Annotated in this window: 15 protein-coding genes; 12 read left to right on the top strand and 3 right to left on the bottom strand. The window is 71.2% G+C overall.

The features are described 5' to 3' along the window. Positions 1–59: 59 nt before the first annotated feature. Genes LHA26_RS11985 through LHA26_RS11995 form a run of 3 tightly spaced genes read left to right on the top strand, consistent with a single transcriptional unit; the run spans position 60 to position 3,370 of the window. Positions 60–995 carry a right-handed parallel beta-helix repeat-containing protein gene (locus LHA26_RS11985; protein ID WP_252165837.1) on the top strand — a complete coding sequence of 312 codons (936 nt, stop codon included), beginning with the start codon at positions 60–62 and terminating at the stop codon, positions 993–995. Positions 996–1,001: 6 nt separating this feature from the next. Continuing rightward, complete coding sequence (locus LHA26_RS11990; RefSeq protein ID WP_252165838.1) at positions 1,002–3,065, top strand: protein-disulfide reductase DsbD family protein; 2,064 nt, start codon at positions 1,002–1,004, stop codon at positions 3,063–3,065. Then, positions 3,065–3,370 (top strand): DUF167 domain-containing protein, encoded by a 306-nt coding sequence (locus tag LHA26_RS11995; RefSeq protein ID WP_252165839.1) that lies wholly within the window; start codon positions 3,065–3,067, stop codon positions 3,368–3,370. Before LHA26_RS11990 ends, LHA26_RS11995 begins: the two co-directional genes overlap by 1 nt. A gap of 9 nt (positions 3,371–3,379) precedes the next feature. Here the strand turns inward: LHA26_RS11995 and LHA26_RS12000 are convergent, their stop codons facing one another. Both LHA26_RS12000 and LHA26_RS12005 read right to left on the bottom strand, forming a co-directional pair. Continuing rightward, complete coding sequence (locus LHA26_RS12000; protein WP_437441211.1) at positions 3,380–5,080, bottom strand: amidohydrolase; 1,701 nt, start codon at positions 5,078–5,080, stop codon at positions 3,380–3,382. Continuing rightward, a complete protein-coding gene (locus LHA26_RS12005) occupies positions 5,077–5,958 on the bottom strand; it encodes an NAD(P)-dependent oxidoreductase (protein ID WP_252165840.1) in 882 nt (293 codons plus the stop codon). The genes LHA26_RS12000 and LHA26_RS12005 overlap by 4 nt, the downstream gene beginning before the upstream one ends. Positions 5,959–6,013: 55 nt before the next feature. Between LHA26_RS12005 and LHA26_RS12010 the strand changes: the two genes are divergently transcribed. The 8 genes from LHA26_RS12010 (at position 6,014) to LHA26_RS12045 (ending at position 13,937) form a co-directional block, all read left to right on the top strand. Beyond that, positions 6,014–7,291, top strand: coding sequence for a threonine ammonia-lyase (locus tag LHA26_RS12010; RefSeq protein WP_437441212.1), 1,278 nt, complete (start codon positions 6,014–6,016; stop codon positions 7,289–7,291). Positions 7,292–7,412: 121 nt separating this feature from the next. Continuing rightward, positions 7,413–8,213 carry an arginyltransferase gene (locus LHA26_RS12015; RefSeq protein ID WP_252165841.1) on the top strand — a complete coding sequence of 267 codons (801 nt, stop codon included), beginning with the start codon at positions 7,413–7,415 and terminating at the stop codon, positions 8,211–8,213. Positions 8,214–8,294: 81 nt separating this feature from the next. Further along, positions 8,295–9,770, top strand: a complete 1,476-nt coding sequence (locus tag LHA26_RS12020; RefSeq protein ID WP_252165842.1) for a circularly permuted type 2 ATP-grasp protein — start codon at positions 8,295–8,297, stop codon at positions 9,768–9,770. Then, positions 9,770–10,708: an alpha-E domain-containing protein gene (locus tag LHA26_RS12025; RefSeq protein WP_252165843.1), complete on the top strand. Its 939-nt coding sequence runs from the start codon at positions 9,770–9,772 to the stop codon at positions 10,706–10,708. Before LHA26_RS12020 ends, LHA26_RS12025 begins: the two co-directional genes overlap by 1 nt. Beyond that, positions 10,708–11,532: a transglutaminase family protein gene (locus tag LHA26_RS12030; protein WP_252165844.1), complete on the top strand. Its 825-nt coding sequence runs from the start codon at positions 10,708–10,710 to the stop codon at positions 11,530–11,532. The genes LHA26_RS12025 and LHA26_RS12030 overlap by 1 nt, the downstream gene beginning before the upstream one ends. 7 nt (positions 11,533–11,539) lie before the next feature. Next, complete coding sequence (locus LHA26_RS12035; protein WP_252165845.1) at positions 11,540–12,304, top strand: proteasome-type protease; 765 nt, start codon at positions 11,540–11,542, stop codon at positions 12,302–12,304. 53 nt (positions 12,305–12,357) lie between these two features. Beyond that, positions 12,358–12,972, top strand: coding sequence for an extensin family protein (locus LHA26_RS12040; protein WP_252165846.1), 615 nt, complete (start codon positions 12,358–12,360; stop codon positions 12,970–12,972). A gap of 56 nt (positions 12,973–13,028) precedes the next feature. Next, entirely contained in the window at positions 13,029–13,937 is a 909-nt protein-coding gene (locus LHA26_RS12045; protein ID WP_252165847.1) for an LOG family protein, read from the top strand. Between the two features lie 45 nt (positions 13,938–13,982). On the opposite strand, the gene LHA26_RS12050 is transcribed toward LHA26_RS12045, so the two are convergent. Beyond that, the gene (locus LHA26_RS12050) at positions 13,983–14,780 is read right to left on the bottom strand and encodes a c-type cytochrome (protein WP_252165848.1); all 798 of its coding nucleotides are present in this window, start codon (positions 14,778–14,780) and stop codon (positions 13,983–13,985) included. A gap of 141 nt (positions 14,781–14,921) precedes the next feature. On the opposite strand from LHA26_RS12050, the gene LHA26_RS12055 reads away from it, so the two are divergent. Next, positions 14,922–15,815, top strand: coding sequence for a prephenate dehydratase (locus LHA26_RS12055; protein ID WP_252165849.1), 894 nt, complete (start codon positions 14,922–14,924; stop codon positions 15,813–15,815).

Raw genomic sequence — 15,815 nt, forward strand, 5'->3', positions numbered from 1 at the left:
CGGCTCGACCTTTGCCGCGCGTCGTGGCAGCACTCCCGCGAGTTCGACGGAGTGTGCCGATGACGCGCCTGCTTGCCTGTGCCGCCCTGATCGCCGCGAGCGCCGCCGGCGCCGCCCAGGCGCAATCCGCGCCCTTCTTCGTGCAGGAGAGCAATCGCGGCTTCGCGCATCTCGCCGATGCCGTCGCCTCGGCCAATGGCGGCGACGCCACCATTTTGGTGGCGCCCGGCCGCTATGCCGAATGCGCGGTGGTGAGCCAGGGCCGGGTGGCGCTGCGCGCGCGCACCAGCGGCACCGCGATCTTCGACGGGGCGATCTGCGAGGGCAAGGCCGCGCTGGTGCTGCGCGGCGCCGATGCTCTGGTGGACGGCATCGTCTTCCAGAATCTGCGCGTGCCCGACGGCAATGGCGCGGGGATCCGGCTCGAGCATGGCGGCCTCACCGTCACCAACGCCACCTTCCGCGACAGCGAGGAGGGCATTCTCACCGCCGATGATCCCGCCGCCACCATCCGCGTCGATCGCACCAGCTTCGCGCGGCTGGGCCGGTGCGATCGCGGCCTGTCCTGCGCGCATTCGCTCTATGTCGGCCATTATGGCCGGCTCATCGTCACCCACAGCCGCTTCGAGAAGGGGCAGGGCGGCCATTATCTGAAGAGCCGCGCGCGCATCGCCGAGATCACCGACAACAGCTTCGACGATTCCCGCGGCCACACCACCAACTATCTGATCGATCTGCCCTCCGGCGCGACCGGCACGATCGCGCGCAACATCATGCTGCAGGGCCCGGACAAGGAAAATCACTCGGCGATCATCGCGGTCGCCGCCGAGGAACAGGCCAATCCCTCGGCCGGCCTCGCGATCGTCAACAATATCGCCACGCTCGCGCCCGGTGTAAGCTACCGCACCGTGTTCGTCGCCGATTACAGCCACCAGCCGCTCCGGATCGCCAATAATCATCTCGGCCCCGGCATCACCGCCTTCGAGACGCGCTGACGCGCCATGACGCTGCTGCGCCTCCTGCTCGCGCTGCTCGCCGCGCTGGCGACCGCGCCGCTCGTCGCGCAGGCGCCGGGCGGCGGCCCGCATATCCTCACCGGGCTGGTGCCGGAAACCGACAGCCCCGCCGCCGGCACCATGGTGACGCTGGCGGTGACGATGGTGCCGCAGCCGGGCTGGCACGGCTATTGGCGGCAGCCGGGCGATGCCGGGCTCGCCCCGCGCTTCACCTGGACCGTGCCGCCCGGCGTGCGCGCGGATGCGCCGCTCTATCCCGTGCCGGGCACGCTGCGCGTCGCCGGGCTGATGAACCATGTCTACGAAAAGCCGTTCGCGCTGCTCGTGCCGCTGCACCTGCCGGCGGGGCTGGCGCGCGGCACCCGCCTGCCGATCCGGCTGGCGCTCGATTATCTGGTGTGCACCACCAGCCTCTGCGTGCCCGAAAGCGCGACGCTCGCCACGCAGCTGCGGATCGGGGACGGCGCGATCGATCCCGCCGTGCGCGCGCGCTTCGATGGCTGGCGCCGCGCCTTGCCCCGGCCGCTGGGCGCGGAGGCGCGGGTGCAGCGCGTGGGCGCCACGGTGCGCCTGGCGCTGCCGCTGCCGGCCGCCGTGGCGCTGCCGGCGCCGCATCTGTTCGTCGCGAGCGAGGGCGTGGTCGCGCCGGGCGCGGCGCAGCGTTTCAGCCGCGCCGGCGACCGGCTGACGATCGAAACCGGCGCGGCGCCCGGCACGGGCGCGCCATGGCCGGCGACGATCGAGGCGGTGCTCGCGCCCGGCGACGGCAGCGGCCTCGCCTTCACCGCGCGCCCGGGCGTGGTGGCCGCCCCGCCGCCGCCGGCGCCCGCACCGGCCGGACCCTCTTTCGGGCTGATCCTCGCCGCTCTCGGCGGCGCCGTACTGGGCGGGCTGCTGCTCAACATCATGCCCTGCGTCTTTCCGATACTCAGCCTCAAGGCGCTCAAGCTGGCGCGCGCCGGCGGATCGGAGCGGCAGGTGCGGCGCGAGGCGCTGGCCTATGCGGCGGGGGTGATCCTGGTCTGCACCGGGCTCGGCGCGGTGCTGCTGGCGCTGCGGGCCACTGGCGGCGCGGTCGGCTGGGCCTTTCAGCTCCAGGATCCGGGGGTGATCGCCGGCCTTGCCCTGCTCACCGCCGCGATCGGGCTCAATCTCGCCGGCCTTTTCGAGTTCGGCGCGGTGAGCGCGGGCGAGGGGCTGGCGGCGTCGGGCGGGGCGGCCGGCGCCTTCTGGACGGGCGCGCTCGCCGCCTTCGTCGCCACGCCCTGCACGGGCCCGTTCATGGCGGCCGCGCTGGGCGCCGCGCTGGTGCTGCCGGCGGCGGCCGCGCTCGCCATTTTCGCCGGCCTCGGGCTGGGCCTTGCTCTGCCCTTTCTCGCGCTCGGCTTCGTGCCGGCGCTGCGGCGCGCGCTGCCGCGCCCGGGGGCCTGGATGGAGCGGTTCCGCCACGTCCTGGCGGTGCCGATGCTGCTGACCGCGCTAGGCCTGTGCTGGGTGCTGGGACGCGAGGCGGGGGCGGACGCGATCATCGTCGCGCTCGGCGCGGTGCTGCTGCTGGCGCTCGGGCTGTGGATCACCGGCCAGCGCCAGCGCCGGCTCGCGCGCGCGGCCTGGCTGCCGGCGGGCATCGGCGTGGCGCTGGCGGCGGCGCTGCTGACGGCGGCGCCGCGCGCGCCGGCGGGCGCCCCCGCCGTCGGCGCGGCGCCCGCCGACGGCGCCACGCGCTTCGATGCCGATCGGCTGGCCGCGCTGACCGCCGAAAACCGCCCCGTCTTCCTCTATTTCACGGCGGACTGGTGCCTGTCGTGCAAGGTGAACGAAGCCGCCGCGATCGATCGCGCCGAGACCAGGGCGGCCTTCCGCCGGGCCGGCGTGGTGACGATGGTGGGTGACTGGACGCGCGGCGACCCGGCGATCGGCCGCTTTCTCGAGGCGCATGGCCGCTCGGGCGTGCCGCTCTATCTCTGGTATGCGCCCGGCAAGCCGCCGCGCGTCCTGCCGCAGCTGCTCAGCCCGGCGCTGCTGACGGGGCTGGTCGGCGGCGGCTGATGCCGATGATCGTCGCGCCCGATGCGGTGACGCTGGCGGTGCGCGCCGCGCCGCGCGCCGGCCGCACCGGCTTCGCCGGGCTCGTCACCGGCGCGGACGGACGGCGGATGGCGGCGCTCCGCGTCGCGGCGCCGCCGACCGATGGCGCGGCCAACGCGGCGATCCGCGCCTATCTCGCCGCGGTGCTGGACGTGCCGCGCGGCCGCGTCGCGCTGGTCTCGGGCGAGACGGCGCGGATCAAGCGGGTGCGCGTCAGCGGCGACGGGCCGGCGCTCGCCGCCCGGCTCGCCGCGCTGATCGGGTGACCATCCCCGCTATTTGCGCTGCCACACCCGGACACCGCCAACCCAGCTTTCCAGCACGTGGGTGGCGCGGAGCTGGGCGGGATCGGGCCGGGCGAGCGGATCGCCATCGAGCAGGATGAAGTCCGCCGGGCGGCCCGGCGCCAGCGTGCCGAGCTTGTCCTCGGCGAAGGCGGCATAGGCCGCGCCGGTGGTGAAGGCGGCGAGCGCCTGATCCAGCGTGATCGCCTCGCGCGGCTGCCACCCGCCCGGCGGCTGGCCCTGCGCGTCGACCCGGCTGATCGCGGCGGCGAGGCCGGGGAAGGGATTGGGGCTTTCCACCGGATAATCCGAGCCGAAGGCGAGCGGTACATGGTTGGCGAGCATGGTCGCCCAGGCATAGCTGCCCTTGATCCGGTCGGGCCCGAGGCGCGCCTCGGCCATCTTCCAGTCGCTCGTCTCGTGCGTCGGCTGCATCGAGGCGATGGTGCCGTGGCCGGCGAAGCGCGGCAGATCGGCGGGATCGACGATCTGCGCATGCTCGATCCGCCAGCGCCGATCGCCCTTGTAGGTTTCCGAAAGCTCGGCGATGGCGTCCAGCACCTCGGCATTGGCGGCATCCCCGATCGCGTGCACCGCCACCTGGAAATTGTCCATCGCCGCCCGGCTCATGAGATTCTTGAGCTTGGTATCGTCGAGCAGCGAGAGGCCGCGCGTGTCGGGCTTGTCGGCATAGGGCTGCTTCAGCCAGGCCCCGCGCGAGCCGAGCGCGCCATCGGCATAGAGCTTGACGCCCACCATCCGCAGATGATCGCGGTAGAGCCATTGGGTGGGCCCGGTGCCGGCGATGGAGAGGGTGGCGTCCATGCCATGGCCATAGGCGATGATGCGGACGCGCAGCGCGCCGCGATCGCCGGCGCGCCGCATCACGTTCCAATCGTCGACGCTGGTGCCCATGTCCGCCGTGGCGGTCACGCCGAAGCCGAGTAGCGCCTCCTGCGCGCGGGCGAGCGCCTCGTCGCGCTCCAGCGGGGTCATGGCGGGAACCACGCGGCGGATCAGATCCTGCGCGGCATCGACGAAGACGCCGGTCGGCCGGCCGCGCGCGTCGCGCTCGATATGGCCGCCGGCGGGATCCTTGGTCTGGGCGCTGATGCCGGCGGCGGTGAGCGCGGCGCTGTTGGCGAGCAGCGCATGGCCATCGACGCGCTCCAGCACCACCGGCCGATCGCGCACCGCGGGATCGATGTCGGCGGCGGTCGGGAAGCGGCCCAGCCCCCAGCGTTCCTGGTTCCAGCCAAAGCCCTGCACCCAGGCCGGCTTAGGGTGATCGCCGGCATAGGCGGCAAGCGCGGTGAGCGCGCCGGCGAGGCTGGTGGTGGCGGTGAGATCCAGCGTCAGCAGCGACTGGCCATATTCCATGACATGGCCATGGGCATCGAACAGCCCCGGCAGCAGCGCGTGGCCCTTGCCGTCCAGCCGGAAATCCAGCCATTGCGGCCGGGCATCGCCGGGCTGCAGCAGCGCCTTGACCTTGCCATCCGTACCGATGAGCAGGCCGTTGAAATGCTTCACCTGCCCATCCGGGCCGATGGTGTAGCCGGCGACATTGTCGATCAGGCCGCCCTCGTTGGCCGGCGCGGGGCCGTAGATGGGGCGCTTCTTGGCCGCGGCGGGCGCGGCGGGCAGCAGGGCGAGGGCAAGCGCGGCAAGCGCGAGGGGCGCGCGCCTCACTGGCCCGCCTTGCCGCCGGGCAGCCTGCGCACCAGCGCCGATGTATCCTGCCGTCCGCCACCCATGCGCTGCACCTCCGCGAAAAATTGATCCACCAGCGCCGCCACCGGCAGCGCCGCACCATTGCCCCGCGCCTCGTCGATCGCGAGGCCGAGATCCTTGCGCATCCAGTCGACCGCGAGCCCGTGATCGAACGCGCCCTCGGCCATGGTCCGCCAATAGTGACGCATCTGCCAGCTCGATCCGGCGCCGTCCTCGATCGCCTCATAGACGCGCGCCAGATCCAGCCCCGCCGCCTCGGCGAAGCGCACCGCCTCGGCCAGGCTCTGGACGATGCCCGCGATCGCGATCTGGTTGGCCATCTTGGCCGTCTGCCCGGCGCCGGCGGCGCCGATATGGACGATCCGGCGCGCATAATGCGCGATCAGCGGCTGCGCGGCGGCGAAGGCGCGCGCGGTGCCGCCGCACATCACCGACAGGGCGCCGGCGCGCGCGCCGCTCTCGCCGCCGGTCACCGGCGCGTCCAGCACGAGCAGGCCGAGATCGCGCCCCTCCACCGCCAGCTGGCGGGCGATGCGCGCGGACACGGTGGTATGATCGACGAACAGCGCGCCGGCGCGCAGCGTGCGGAACACGCCGGCGCGGCCGAGCGTGACCTCGGCGAGATCATCGTCCGTGCCGACGCAGGTAAAGACGGCATCGCGATCATGGGCGGCGTCGGCCGGGCTGTCGGCGATCGCGCCGCCATAAGCGGCGATCCAGGCCTCGGCCTTGGCGCGGGTGCGCGTATAGAGGCGGAGATCATGGCCGGCGGCGGCGAGATGTCGTGCGATCGGGGCGCCGAGCGCGCCCAATCCGATGAATGCCAGCTTCGCCATGGAGGGCGGGATAACCCTTCTTCCGCCCGCCCGCCAGATGGTCTAGGGCCGCCGCATGGCTAGGCTTTCCGCATCCGCCGGCGACGCGGCGTCCGATCCCGCGCCGGCGGCCGCGATGCCCGATCCGGTGACGCTGGCGGATGTGCGCGCCGCCCATGCGCGGATCGCGGGCGCGGTGGTGCGCACGCCCACCCTCTATTCGCGCACCCTCTCGCAGCTGACCGGCGCCGACATCTGGCTCAAGTTCGAGAACCACCAGTTCACCGCCGCCTATAAGGAGCGCGGCGCGCTCAACAAGCTCAGCCTGCTCAGCGCGGCGGAGCGGGCGCGCGGCGTGATCGCCGCCTCGGCCGGCAATCATGCGCAGGGCCTCGCCTATAATGGCGCGCGGCTGGGCGTGCCGGTCACCATCGTCATGCCGCGGCCGACGCCGATCGTGAAGATCCAGCTCACCGAGAGCCATGGCGCCGAGGTGATCCTGCACGGCGAGCGCTTCGACGATGCCCAGGACCATGCCTATGCGCTGGCCGAGGCACGTGGCCTCACCTTCGTCCATCCGTTCGACGATCCCGCGATCATCGCCGGTCAGGGCACGGTGGCGCTGGAGATGCTGGAGGATGCGCCCGCGATCGACACGCTGTGCATCCCGATCGGCGGCGGCGGGCTGATCGCCGGCTGCGCCACCGCGGCGCGCGCGCTCAACCCCGCGATCGATATCGTCGGCGTGCAGGCGGAGCTCTACCCCTCCATGTATGCGCGGCTTCACGGCGTGAGCCTGCCCTGCGAGGGCGATACGCTCGCGGAGGGCATCGCCGTGCGCGAGCCGGGCCGCATCACCGCGCGGGTCGTGGAGCGGCTGGTGCGCGACATTCTGCTCGTCGCCGAACGCGATCTGGAGCGCGCGGTGGCGCTGCTGCTGCAGATCGAAAAGACGGTGGTCGAAGGCGCGGGGGCGGCGGGGCTGGCCGCGCTGCTGGCGCATCCCGAGCGTTTCGCCGGGCGCACCGTGGGGCTGGTGCTGTGCGGCGGCAATATCGATACGAGGCTGCTCGCCAATGTGCTGCTGCGCGATCTCGCGCGGTCGGGGCGGCTCGCGCGGCTGCGCATCCGGCTGCAGGATCGCCCCGGCGCGCTCTATAATGTAGCCAGGGTGTTCGAGCAGCAGCAGGTCAACATCGTGGAGGTTTCGCATCAGCGGATCTTCACGACCCTGCCGGCCAAAGGGTTGATTACCGAGATCGAATGCGAGACACGCGACGCCGCGCACCTGGATCGGCTGGTGGAGGCGCTGCTCACCCAGGGCTACGAGGTGACGCGCGCGGAACTCGCCTGATTTCGCCTTTTGTCGCGTCGCGGGCCGTTAACGATCTTTTAAGGTTCCGTTCTTGGTCTTGGCATGCAACTCTCTGCATCGCCGCGTGTTGGCATGGCATGGGATGGGATTGGACCCTGAGGTGAGCGCCCCCTTTCGCTTTCCCCGTTTCTTCGTGACGACGCCCGGGCCGTGCCCGTATCTGCCGGGCCGGGTGGAGCGCAAGGTCTTCACGGAACTGAGCGGCGCCCATGCGGGCGAGCTGAACGACGCGCTGGGCCGCATCGGCTTCCGGCGCTCGCAGTCGGTCGCCTATCGCCCCAGCTGCCAGGGCTGTTCGGCCTGCGTGTCGGTGCGCGTCCAGGCCGACGCCTATGTGCCGACGACGAGCCAGAAGCGGCTGCTCAAGAAACATGCCGATCTGCATGTCGCGCTGTGCAAGCCCTGGACGACCGAGGAGCAGTTCCGGCTGCTCCGCCGCTATCTGGCGGCGCGCCATCCCGGCGGCGGCATGGCCGATATGGACGAGTTCGACTTCGCCGACATGGTCGAGCAGACGCCGGTCAAGACCTTCATGATCGAGTATCGCGAGCGCGATGCCCATGGCGCCCCCGGCGCGCTGATCGGCGCCTGCCTCACCGACCAGCAGGCCGATGGCCTGTCGATGATCTACAGCTTCTTCGATCCCGCCCACCCGACCCGCTCGGGCCTCGGCACCTTCATCATCGCCGATCATATCCGCCGCGCCGCCGATGCCGGCCTGCCCTATGTCTATCTCGGCTACTGGGTCGAGGGATCGGAGCGCATGGCCTACAAGACGCGCTTCCGCCCGATCGAGCGGCTTACCGCGGCCGGCTGGCAGGCCTTCGATCCGCCGCCGGTGCCCGATTCCGGATCGGGTGGACGCACGCCGCTGCCCGCCAAGGAGCGGACCATCGCCTGATCGGCGGCCGCATAAACTAGCGCTTGTCGGATGCGGGGAAAATCCGCACTCTACGAGTCGGGTGCGAGCGGCGGAGGGCTGATGGAGACGCGGGCGGCGTTCGACGAGGTTTGGGGGCATAGCAGCGGCACGGCCGCGCGCGCGGAGTTCGAAACCCTCGCGCGGTGGATCGCCGAGACGCCCGCCGCCGAATTGCACCGGCGCCAGCACGCCGCCGAGGCGGCCTTCCGCCAGCTGGGCATCACCTTCGCGGTCTATGGGGAAGATGAGGCCGCCGAGCGCATCATCCCGTTCGATATCGTGCCGCGCATCTTCTCGGCGTCGGAATGGCGCAAGCTGGAGCGCGGGCTGGAACAGCGCGTCACCGCGATCAATGCGTTCCTGGCGGATATGTACGGGCCGCGCCACATTCTGCGCGATGGCGTGATCCCCGCCGATCTGCTGCTCGCCAATCCGCAACTGCGCCCGCAGGTGGCGGGCGTGCGGCCGCCGCACGGCGTCTACGCGCATATCTGCGGGATCGACATGGTGCGCGTCGGCGCGGACGAATTCTACGTGCTGGAGGATAACGCCCGCACGCCCTCCGGCGTCTCCTACATGCTCGAGAACCGCGAGGCGATGATCCGGCTCTGCCCGGAATTGTTCGAGCTGTTCGCGGTCGAGCCGGTGGATCATTATACCGATCTGCTGCTCTCCACGCTGCAATCGGTCACGCCGCGCGCGGGGACCGAGCCGGTGTGCGTGCTGCTGACGCCGGGCCACTTCAACTCGGCCTTCTACGAGCACAGCTTCCTCGCCGATGCGATGGGGATCGAGCTGGTCGAGGCGGCCGATCTCGAGGTGGACGACGATATCGTCTGGATGCGCACCATCCAGGGCCGGGTGCGCGTGGACGTGATCTACCGCCGGATCGACGACGAGTTCATCGATCCGCTGCTGTTCCGGCCCGATTCCATGCTCGGCGTGCCGGGGCTGATGGCGGCCTATCTGGCGGGCAATGTCACGCTCGCCAACGCGCCCGGCACGGGCATTGCCGATGACAAGGCGATCTACAGCTACATGCCGGAGATCGTGAAATATTACACCGGCAGCGACGCCATGCTGCCCAATGTGCAGACCTTCCGCTGCCGCGAGCCCGAGGCGCTGCGCTACACGCTCGACCGGCTCGAGACGCTGGTCGTCAAGCTGGTCGATGGCTCGGGCGGCTATGGCATGCTGGTGGGGCCGACCGCGTCTGCCGCCGAGATCGAGCGCTTCCGCGCCGCGCTGGTCGCCGAGCCGCATCGCTATATCGCCCAGCCGACGCTGGCGCTCTCCACCGTTCCGACGCTGACCGAGGCCGGCATCGCGCCGCGGCATGTCGATTTCCGGCCCTTCTGCCTCACCGGCGCGCAGGGCGTGAAGATCGTGCCGGGCGGGCTGACGCGGGTCGCGCTGCGCGAAGGCTCGCTGGTGGTGAATTCCAGCCAGGGCGGCGGCACCAAGGACAGCCTGATCCTCTCCGACAGCCCGCGCCGCCGCCAGGCGCCGGTCGGCGCGCTGCGGTACGCCGGCTGATGCTGGCCCGCACCGCCGCCTCGCTCTACTGGCTCGGCCGCTATGTCGAGCGCGCCGAATTCACCGCGCGGCTGATCGAGGCGACGATGCGGCTCGATCTCCTCTCGGCGCGGCCGGCCGGCACCGGCGCCTGGGAGAGCGCGCTCGCGGTCGCCGCCGCCGAGGATGGCTTCTGGCTGACCGGCAGCACGATCGAGCCCGAGGCGGTGACCGCCTATCTCGCGCTCGATGGTGCCAACCCCAATTCGATCCGCTCCTGCCTCGATGCCGCGCGGAGCAACGCCAAGTCGGTGCGCACCGCGCTGACGCGCGAGGCCTGGGAGGCGATCAACCGCGCCTGGCTGGGGCTGCGCGATCGCCGCGCGGCGGGCGGCGCGGCGGCGACGCTGGCGCTGGCGGAGCGGCTGCGCGCCGAGGCGCGCGGCTTCGAGGGCGCGCTCCACCGGATGCTGCGCAACGAGGCGAGCGCCTTTGTCCGGCTCGGCGCGGCGGTGGAGCGGGCGGACAATACCGCGCGGCTGATCGACGTGAAATATCACCTGCTGCTGCCCGAGAGCGAGCAGGTGGGCGGACCGATCGATCGCGATCAATGGACCACCATCCTCCACACCGTCTCCGCCGTCACCGCCTATCGCTGGCTCTATCGCGACGGGCTGAAGCCGGGGCTGGTGGTGGATCTGCTGGTGCTGCGCGCCGAGATGCCGCGCTCCATCGCCGCCTCGTCCGAAGAGATCGTCGCGCTGCTCGGCGCGCTCGGCCGCCGGCTGGGCCGCCAGGGCGAGGCCGATCGCATGGCGCGGCTGCGCCACGCCACCATCGGCCGCGCCACCGTGAACGGCATCATCGCCGGCGGGCTGCACGAATTTCTCCAGGCCTTCATCGCGGAGAACAGCCGGCTCGATGCCGCCATCGCCCACCAGTTCCGGTTTCTCGCCTGATGCGCCTGCTGATCGAACATCGCACCGCCTATCGCTTCAGCCAGCCGCAGCGCCGGCTGATCCAGCTGCTGCGCCTCACCCCCGCCAGCTTTGTCGGCCAGGCGGTGGTGGCGTGGCGGCTCGATGTCGATCGCGACGCGCGGCTGCGCGCCGGGCGCGACGGCTATGGCAACGAGACGACCATGCTCTATGTCGACGGGCCGCTTGAGGCGATCACCCTCACCGTCACCGGCGAGGTGCTGACCGAGGATCGCGCCGGCATGGTGGAAGGCACCAATGAGCCGCTGCCGCCGGGCCTGTTCCTGCGCGCCACGCCGCAGACCCAGGCCGATGCCGCGATCGCCGATTTCGCCGCGACGCTCGCCGCCGCCGAGCCCCGGCCGCTCGGCCGGCTGCATGCGCTGTGCGCCGCCGTCCAGGCCCGCATCGCCTTCGATCCGGGCGACGGCAATCCGCATCGCGACGCGGCCACCGCCTTTGCCGATGGTCATGGCGTGTGCCAGGATCATGCCCATATCTTCATCGCCGCCGCGCGGCTGATGGGCCACCCCGCGCGCTATGTCTCGGGCCATTTGTGGCGCAGCGACGGCGCCCTGGTCCAGCCGGCCGCCCATGCCTGGGCGGAGGCCTGGCTCGACGAGTTCGGCTGGGTCGGGTTCGATCCCGCCAATGGCCATTGCCCCACCGATGCCTATGTCCGCGTCGCCGCCGCGCTCGATTATCGCGACGCGGCGCCCATCTCCGGCGCGCGCATCGGCGGCGGCGACGAGGCGCTGCATGTCGATGTGGCGGTTGCGCAGGCCGAGGATCAGCGGCAAAGCTGACGCCATCATGACCTATTGCGTTGGCATGTTGGTGGAAGCCGGTCTGGTGATGATCGCGGACACGCGCACCAATGCCGGAGTCGACGATATTTCCGTCTACCGGAAGCTGCATATCCTGGCCGATGCGCCGGATCGGCTGGTGGTGGCCGCCTCGGCGGGCAATCTCTCGATCACGCAATCGGTGCTGGCGAGCCTCGCGGAGGGGCTGGCGCCGCACGAGGGCGAATCGGCGCCGCGTACCGTCGCCACCATGCCGAGCATGTTCCGCGTCGCGCAGCTGGTGGGCGAGGCGGTCCATGCCTGCCGCGCCGATATCGCCCGCCAGCTCGAGACCGCGCAGCTTTCGCCGAGCTGCGCGATGCTGGTGGGCGGCCGGGTGGGGCCGGGGCCGCTCGCCCTCTACCGCATCTATGCCGAGGGCAATTTCATCGCCTGCATGCGCGAACAACCCTTTCTCCAGATCGGCGAGACCAAATATGGCAAGCCCATCCTCGATCGCGCGCTGCACTATGACACGCCGCTCGAGGAGGTGGTGAAAGTGGGGCTCATCTCCTTCGATTCCACGCTGCGCTCGAATCTCGCGGTCGGCCGCCCGCTGGATCTCATCTCCATCCCGGCCGAGCGCGCCCGCCCGGTGGTGAGCCGCCGGATCGAAAGCGACGATGCCTATTTCAACGATCTCTCGACACGCTGGTCGCTGATGCTGAACGAGGCGCGCGCCACCATTCCGGACCCGCCCTTCATGAGCGCGCCGCCATCCGCGCTCCGCTGATCGCGGCGCGGCGCCGGGCCGCGCTGGCGGCGGCGCTGGTCGTCGCCGGGTGCGTGCCGCAGGCCGCGCCGCCGCCCCGGCGCGGCCCCGCATCGATCGCGCAACCCGCGCCGGCGCGGCCGGCCTATGATGCGGCGGCGCACCGCCAATGCCTCGCCAGCCTCGCCGCCGATGGCGCGCGCTTCGAGAGCCTGCCCGATCGCGTCTATACCAGCCAATGCTCGGCGCTCGGCGCGGTGCGGCTGCTCGATATCGGCATGCCGGTGACGAATCTGGGGCAGATGACCTGCCCGCTCGCCGACGCGCTGACGCGCTGGACACGTGACGCCACCCAGAAGGCGGCGCTGGCCTGGCTGAGCGCGCCGGTCGTGCGGATCGAGAGTTTCGGCACCTATTCCTGCCGCCCGATCAACAATGTCGCCGGCGCCCGCCTGTCGGAGCACGGCCTTTCCAACGCGGTCGACATCGCCGGCTTCGTGCTGGCCAATGGCCGCCGCATCACCGTGCTCGACGATTGGAACGGGCCCGACGCCTATGCCCGCAATTTTTTGCGTGCGGTGCATGATGCCGGCTGTCGGCGCTTCCAGGTGGTGCTCGGCCCCGATGCCAACGCGCTCCACCGCAACCATTTTCATTTCGACATGGGGCCGGGCCGCGCCTGCCGCTGAGATGCGCGCGGCGCCGGTGCTTCCCCGCGCGCGGATCAGCCTCTATGGGCCGCGGGATGACCCAGGACAGCAAGACCAGCTCCGCCGCCGCGCACGGCCTTCCCAAGCGCGTGTTCGCCGCCGCCGATGCCGATGCCCGCACCGCGCGCGCCGCCGCGCCGACGCCGCAGACAGCCAACCCCGCCTATCGCCTCGCCTATCAGGACGAGGATCTGCTGCTCCGCGACGATCTTCGCCCGGTCCGCTTCCAGCTCGAGCTGCTCAAGACCCAGCTGCTGCTGGACGAGGCCAATATCGGCTCCACCTTCGTCTTCTACGGCTCGGCCCGGATCCCCGAGCCGGCCCGCGCGGAAACGCTGCGCGCCGCCGCCAAGACCCCGGAACAGGCCCGCATCGCCGGCAATCTCGCCGCCAATTCCCGCTATTACGAGGTCGCGCGCGAGCTTGCCCGGCTCGCCGCGCAGGTGCCGGCGGATGCGGAGGGCAAGCGCCAGTTCGTCGTCTGCTCCGGCGGCGGCCCCTCGATCATGGAGGCCGCCAATCGCGGCGCCGCCGATGTCGGCGCCGAATCGATCGGCCTCAACATCGTGCTGCCGCACGAGCAGGCGCCCAACCCCTATGTCACGCCCGGCCTCTCGCTGCGCTTCCACTATTTCGCGCTGCGCAAGATGCATTTCACCATGCATGCGCGCGCGGTCGCGGTCTTCCCCGGTGGCTTCGGCACGTTCGACGAGTTTTTCGAGCTGCTCACCCTGATCCAGACGGGCAAGATGCGGCCGCTGCCGATCCTGCTCTACGGGAAGGACTTCTGGAACCAGGTGGTCAATTTCCAGGCACTCGCCGATCAGGGCGTGATCGCGCCGCAGGATCTGGACCTGTTCCGCTTCGTGGAGACGGCGGACGAGGGCTGGCGCATCGTGCGCGACTATTATGATCTCGATGCCAATGGCGGCGCGGCCGGCTGAGCCGCGAGGCGCCGCCGCCGGACCGCATCCCGGCGGCGGCCACCCCTATTTCTTGGTCTGGGCGGCGTTGCCGGTCACGCTCGGCGCGCCTTCGCCGCCGACACTGCCCTCGGGATGGCCGCCCGCCGCCGCCTGGCCTTCGGTGACGACCGGCTGGGTCTTGGCGCCTTCGCCGGCGGTGTTGGCGCCCGGCTTGGCGCCCGCCTCGGTGCCGGCGGCGGCGGCGGGCGCGGCCGCCGGGGCGGCGGGCAGCGGCTGCGGCGAATCGCCCTGCTTGTTCAGATAGGCGATCACATCCGCGCGGTCCTCCGGCTTGGAGAGGCCGGCGAAGGTCATCTTGGTGCCGGGCGCATAGGCCTTGGGGCTCTTCAGCCAGGCGAACAGCTCGTCGAAGGTCCAGGGCCCCGATTTGCCCTTGAGCGCGTCCGAATAGCTGAAGCCCGGCTCGCTCGCCACCGGCCGGCCCACCACGCCCCAGAGTTGCGGCCCGATCTGGTTGGGGCCGCCCTTCTGGTCCGAATGGCAGGCGGTGCATTTCTTGAACACGTCCGCGCCCTTGGCCGGATCGGCCTTGGCGAGGTAGAAGGCGGCGGGCTGTTCGGCGGCGGCGCCGCTGTCGGCGCCGGCCTCGGCCTCCACGCCTTCCACCTGATAGCCCATCTTCTCGGGCCGCTCGGAGTGGAAATATTCGCCCGTCACCAGCGACAGGCCCAGCGCGCAGCCGGCGGCGAACAACACCCAGCCCGCGATGGTATTGCCACGATCGCTGACCGGCTGGCCCACATAGTCCTCGGCCAGGGGGGGATCCTCTTCGGTCCCGGTGCCGTCGTTCCGCTCGGTCATCCTCCAGACACCTCCCGCAGGCCCTCAGGGGCTCCTTATCGGCGGACGTGCGGCCGCCTTTGGTAGCAGGAATAGATTCGCGGGCTTCGCATCGCAAGCATGCTTGCGGCCGAGGCGGCGAGGCGCGTAACCAGCCGCGCCATGCAGACCTATCCCGCTCCCGCCGCCCGCCTTGTCGAGGCCATGCGCGCCGCCGTCGCCGCCGCGCCGGAACGCGCCGTCGCCTTTCAGGGCGCGCCGGGCGCCAATTCGCACATCGCGGTGCGCGAGGCCTTTCCCGATGCGCTGCCGCTGCCCTGTTTCAGCTTCGAGGACGCGATCGATGCGGTGCGCGAGGGCCAGGCGGATTGCGCGCTGATCCCGATCGAGAATTCGCTGCACGGCCGGGTGGCGGACATGCATTTCCTGCTGCCCGAAAGCGGGCTCACCATCACCGGCGAGCATTTTCTCGGCATCCGCCACTGCCTGATCGGCGGCGGCAGCCTCGCGGCGGTGCGCGAGGCGATGAGCCATCCCCAGGCGCTGGGCCAGACGCGCCACTGGCTGCGCGCGCGCGGCATCCGCCCCATCCCCTATCCGGACACCGCCGCCGCCGCCGCGCTGGTGGCGGAGATGGGCGCGCCGGAGGGGGTGGCGGCGATCGCCCCCGCGCTCGCCGCCGCCACCTATGGCCTGCCGATCCTGGCCGAGAACATCGCCGACGAGGCGGACAATACCACCCGCTTCCTCACCCTGGCGCGGCAGGCGCCCGCCTTCGCCCGCGCCGGTCCCTTCATGACGACGCTGATGTTCGCGGTGAAGAACGTGCCGGCCGCGCTCTACAAGGCCATGGGCGGCTTCGCCACCAACGGCATCAACATGACCAAGCTGGAAAGCTATCAGCGCGGCCCGCTGATCACCGCGACCGAATTCTATTGCGACATTGTCGGCCATCCCGAGGAGGGGCCGGTCGCCCGCGCGATCGAGGAGCTGAAATTCCACACCCGCTGGATGCGCGTGCTGGGCACCTATCCGCAGGCGCGCGCGCGGGGCTGA

It is taken from the genome of Sphingomonas morindae, assembly GCF_023822065.1.
GTDB classification, from domain to species: Bacteria; Pseudomonadota; Alphaproteobacteria; order Sphingomonadales; family Sphingomonadaceae; genus Solisphingomonas; species Solisphingomonas morindae.

Bases quoted from the DNA above. Each gene is read 5' to 3' on its own strand.
- LHA26_RS12020 (WP_252165842.1), top strand. From the start codon at position 8,295: ATGGAGACGCGGGCGGCGTTCGACGAGGTTTGGGGGCATAGCAGCGGC.
- LHA26_RS12055 (WP_252165849.1), top strand. From the start codon at position 14,922: ATGCAGACCTATCCCGCTCCCGCCGCCCGCCTTGTCGAGGCCATGCGC.
- LHA26_RS12045 (WP_252165847.1), top strand. From the start codon at position 13,029: ATGACCCAGGACAGCAAGACCAGCTCCGCCGCCGCGCACGGCCTTCCC.
- LHA26_RS12010 (WP_437441212.1), top strand. From the start codon at position 6,014: ATGGCTAGGCTTTCCGCATCCGCCGGCGACGCGGCGTCCGATCCCGCG.
- LHA26_RS11985 (WP_252165837.1), top strand. From the start codon at position 60: ATGACGCGCCTGCTTGCCTGTGCCGCCCTGATCGCCGCGAGCGCCGCC.
- LHA26_RS12035 (WP_252165845.1), top strand. From the start codon at position 11,540: ATGACCTATTGCGTTGGCATGTTGGTGGAAGCCGGTCTGGTGATGATC.
- LHA26_RS11990 (WP_252165838.1), top strand. From the start codon at position 1,002: ATGACGCTGCTGCGCCTCCTGCTCGCGCTGCTCGCCGCGCTGGCGACC.
- LHA26_RS12030 (WP_252165844.1), top strand. From the start codon at position 10,708: ATGCGCCTGCTGATCGAACATCGCACCGCCTATCGCTTCAGCCAGCCG.
- LHA26_RS12025 (WP_252165843.1), top strand. From the start codon at position 9,770: ATGCTGGCCCGCACCGCCGCCTCGCTCTACTGGCTCGGCCGCTATGTC.
- LHA26_RS12005 (WP_252165840.1), bottom strand. From the start codon at position 5,958: ATGGCGAAGCTGGCATTCATCGGATTGGGCGCGCTCGGCGCCCCGATC.
- LHA26_RS11995 (WP_252165839.1), top strand. From the start codon at position 3,065: ATGCCGATGATCGTCGCGCCCGATGCGGTGACGCTGGCGGTGCGCGCC.
- LHA26_RS12050 (WP_252165848.1), bottom strand. From the start codon at position 14,780: ATGACCGAGCGGAACGACGGCACCGGGACCGAAGAGGATCCCCCCCTG.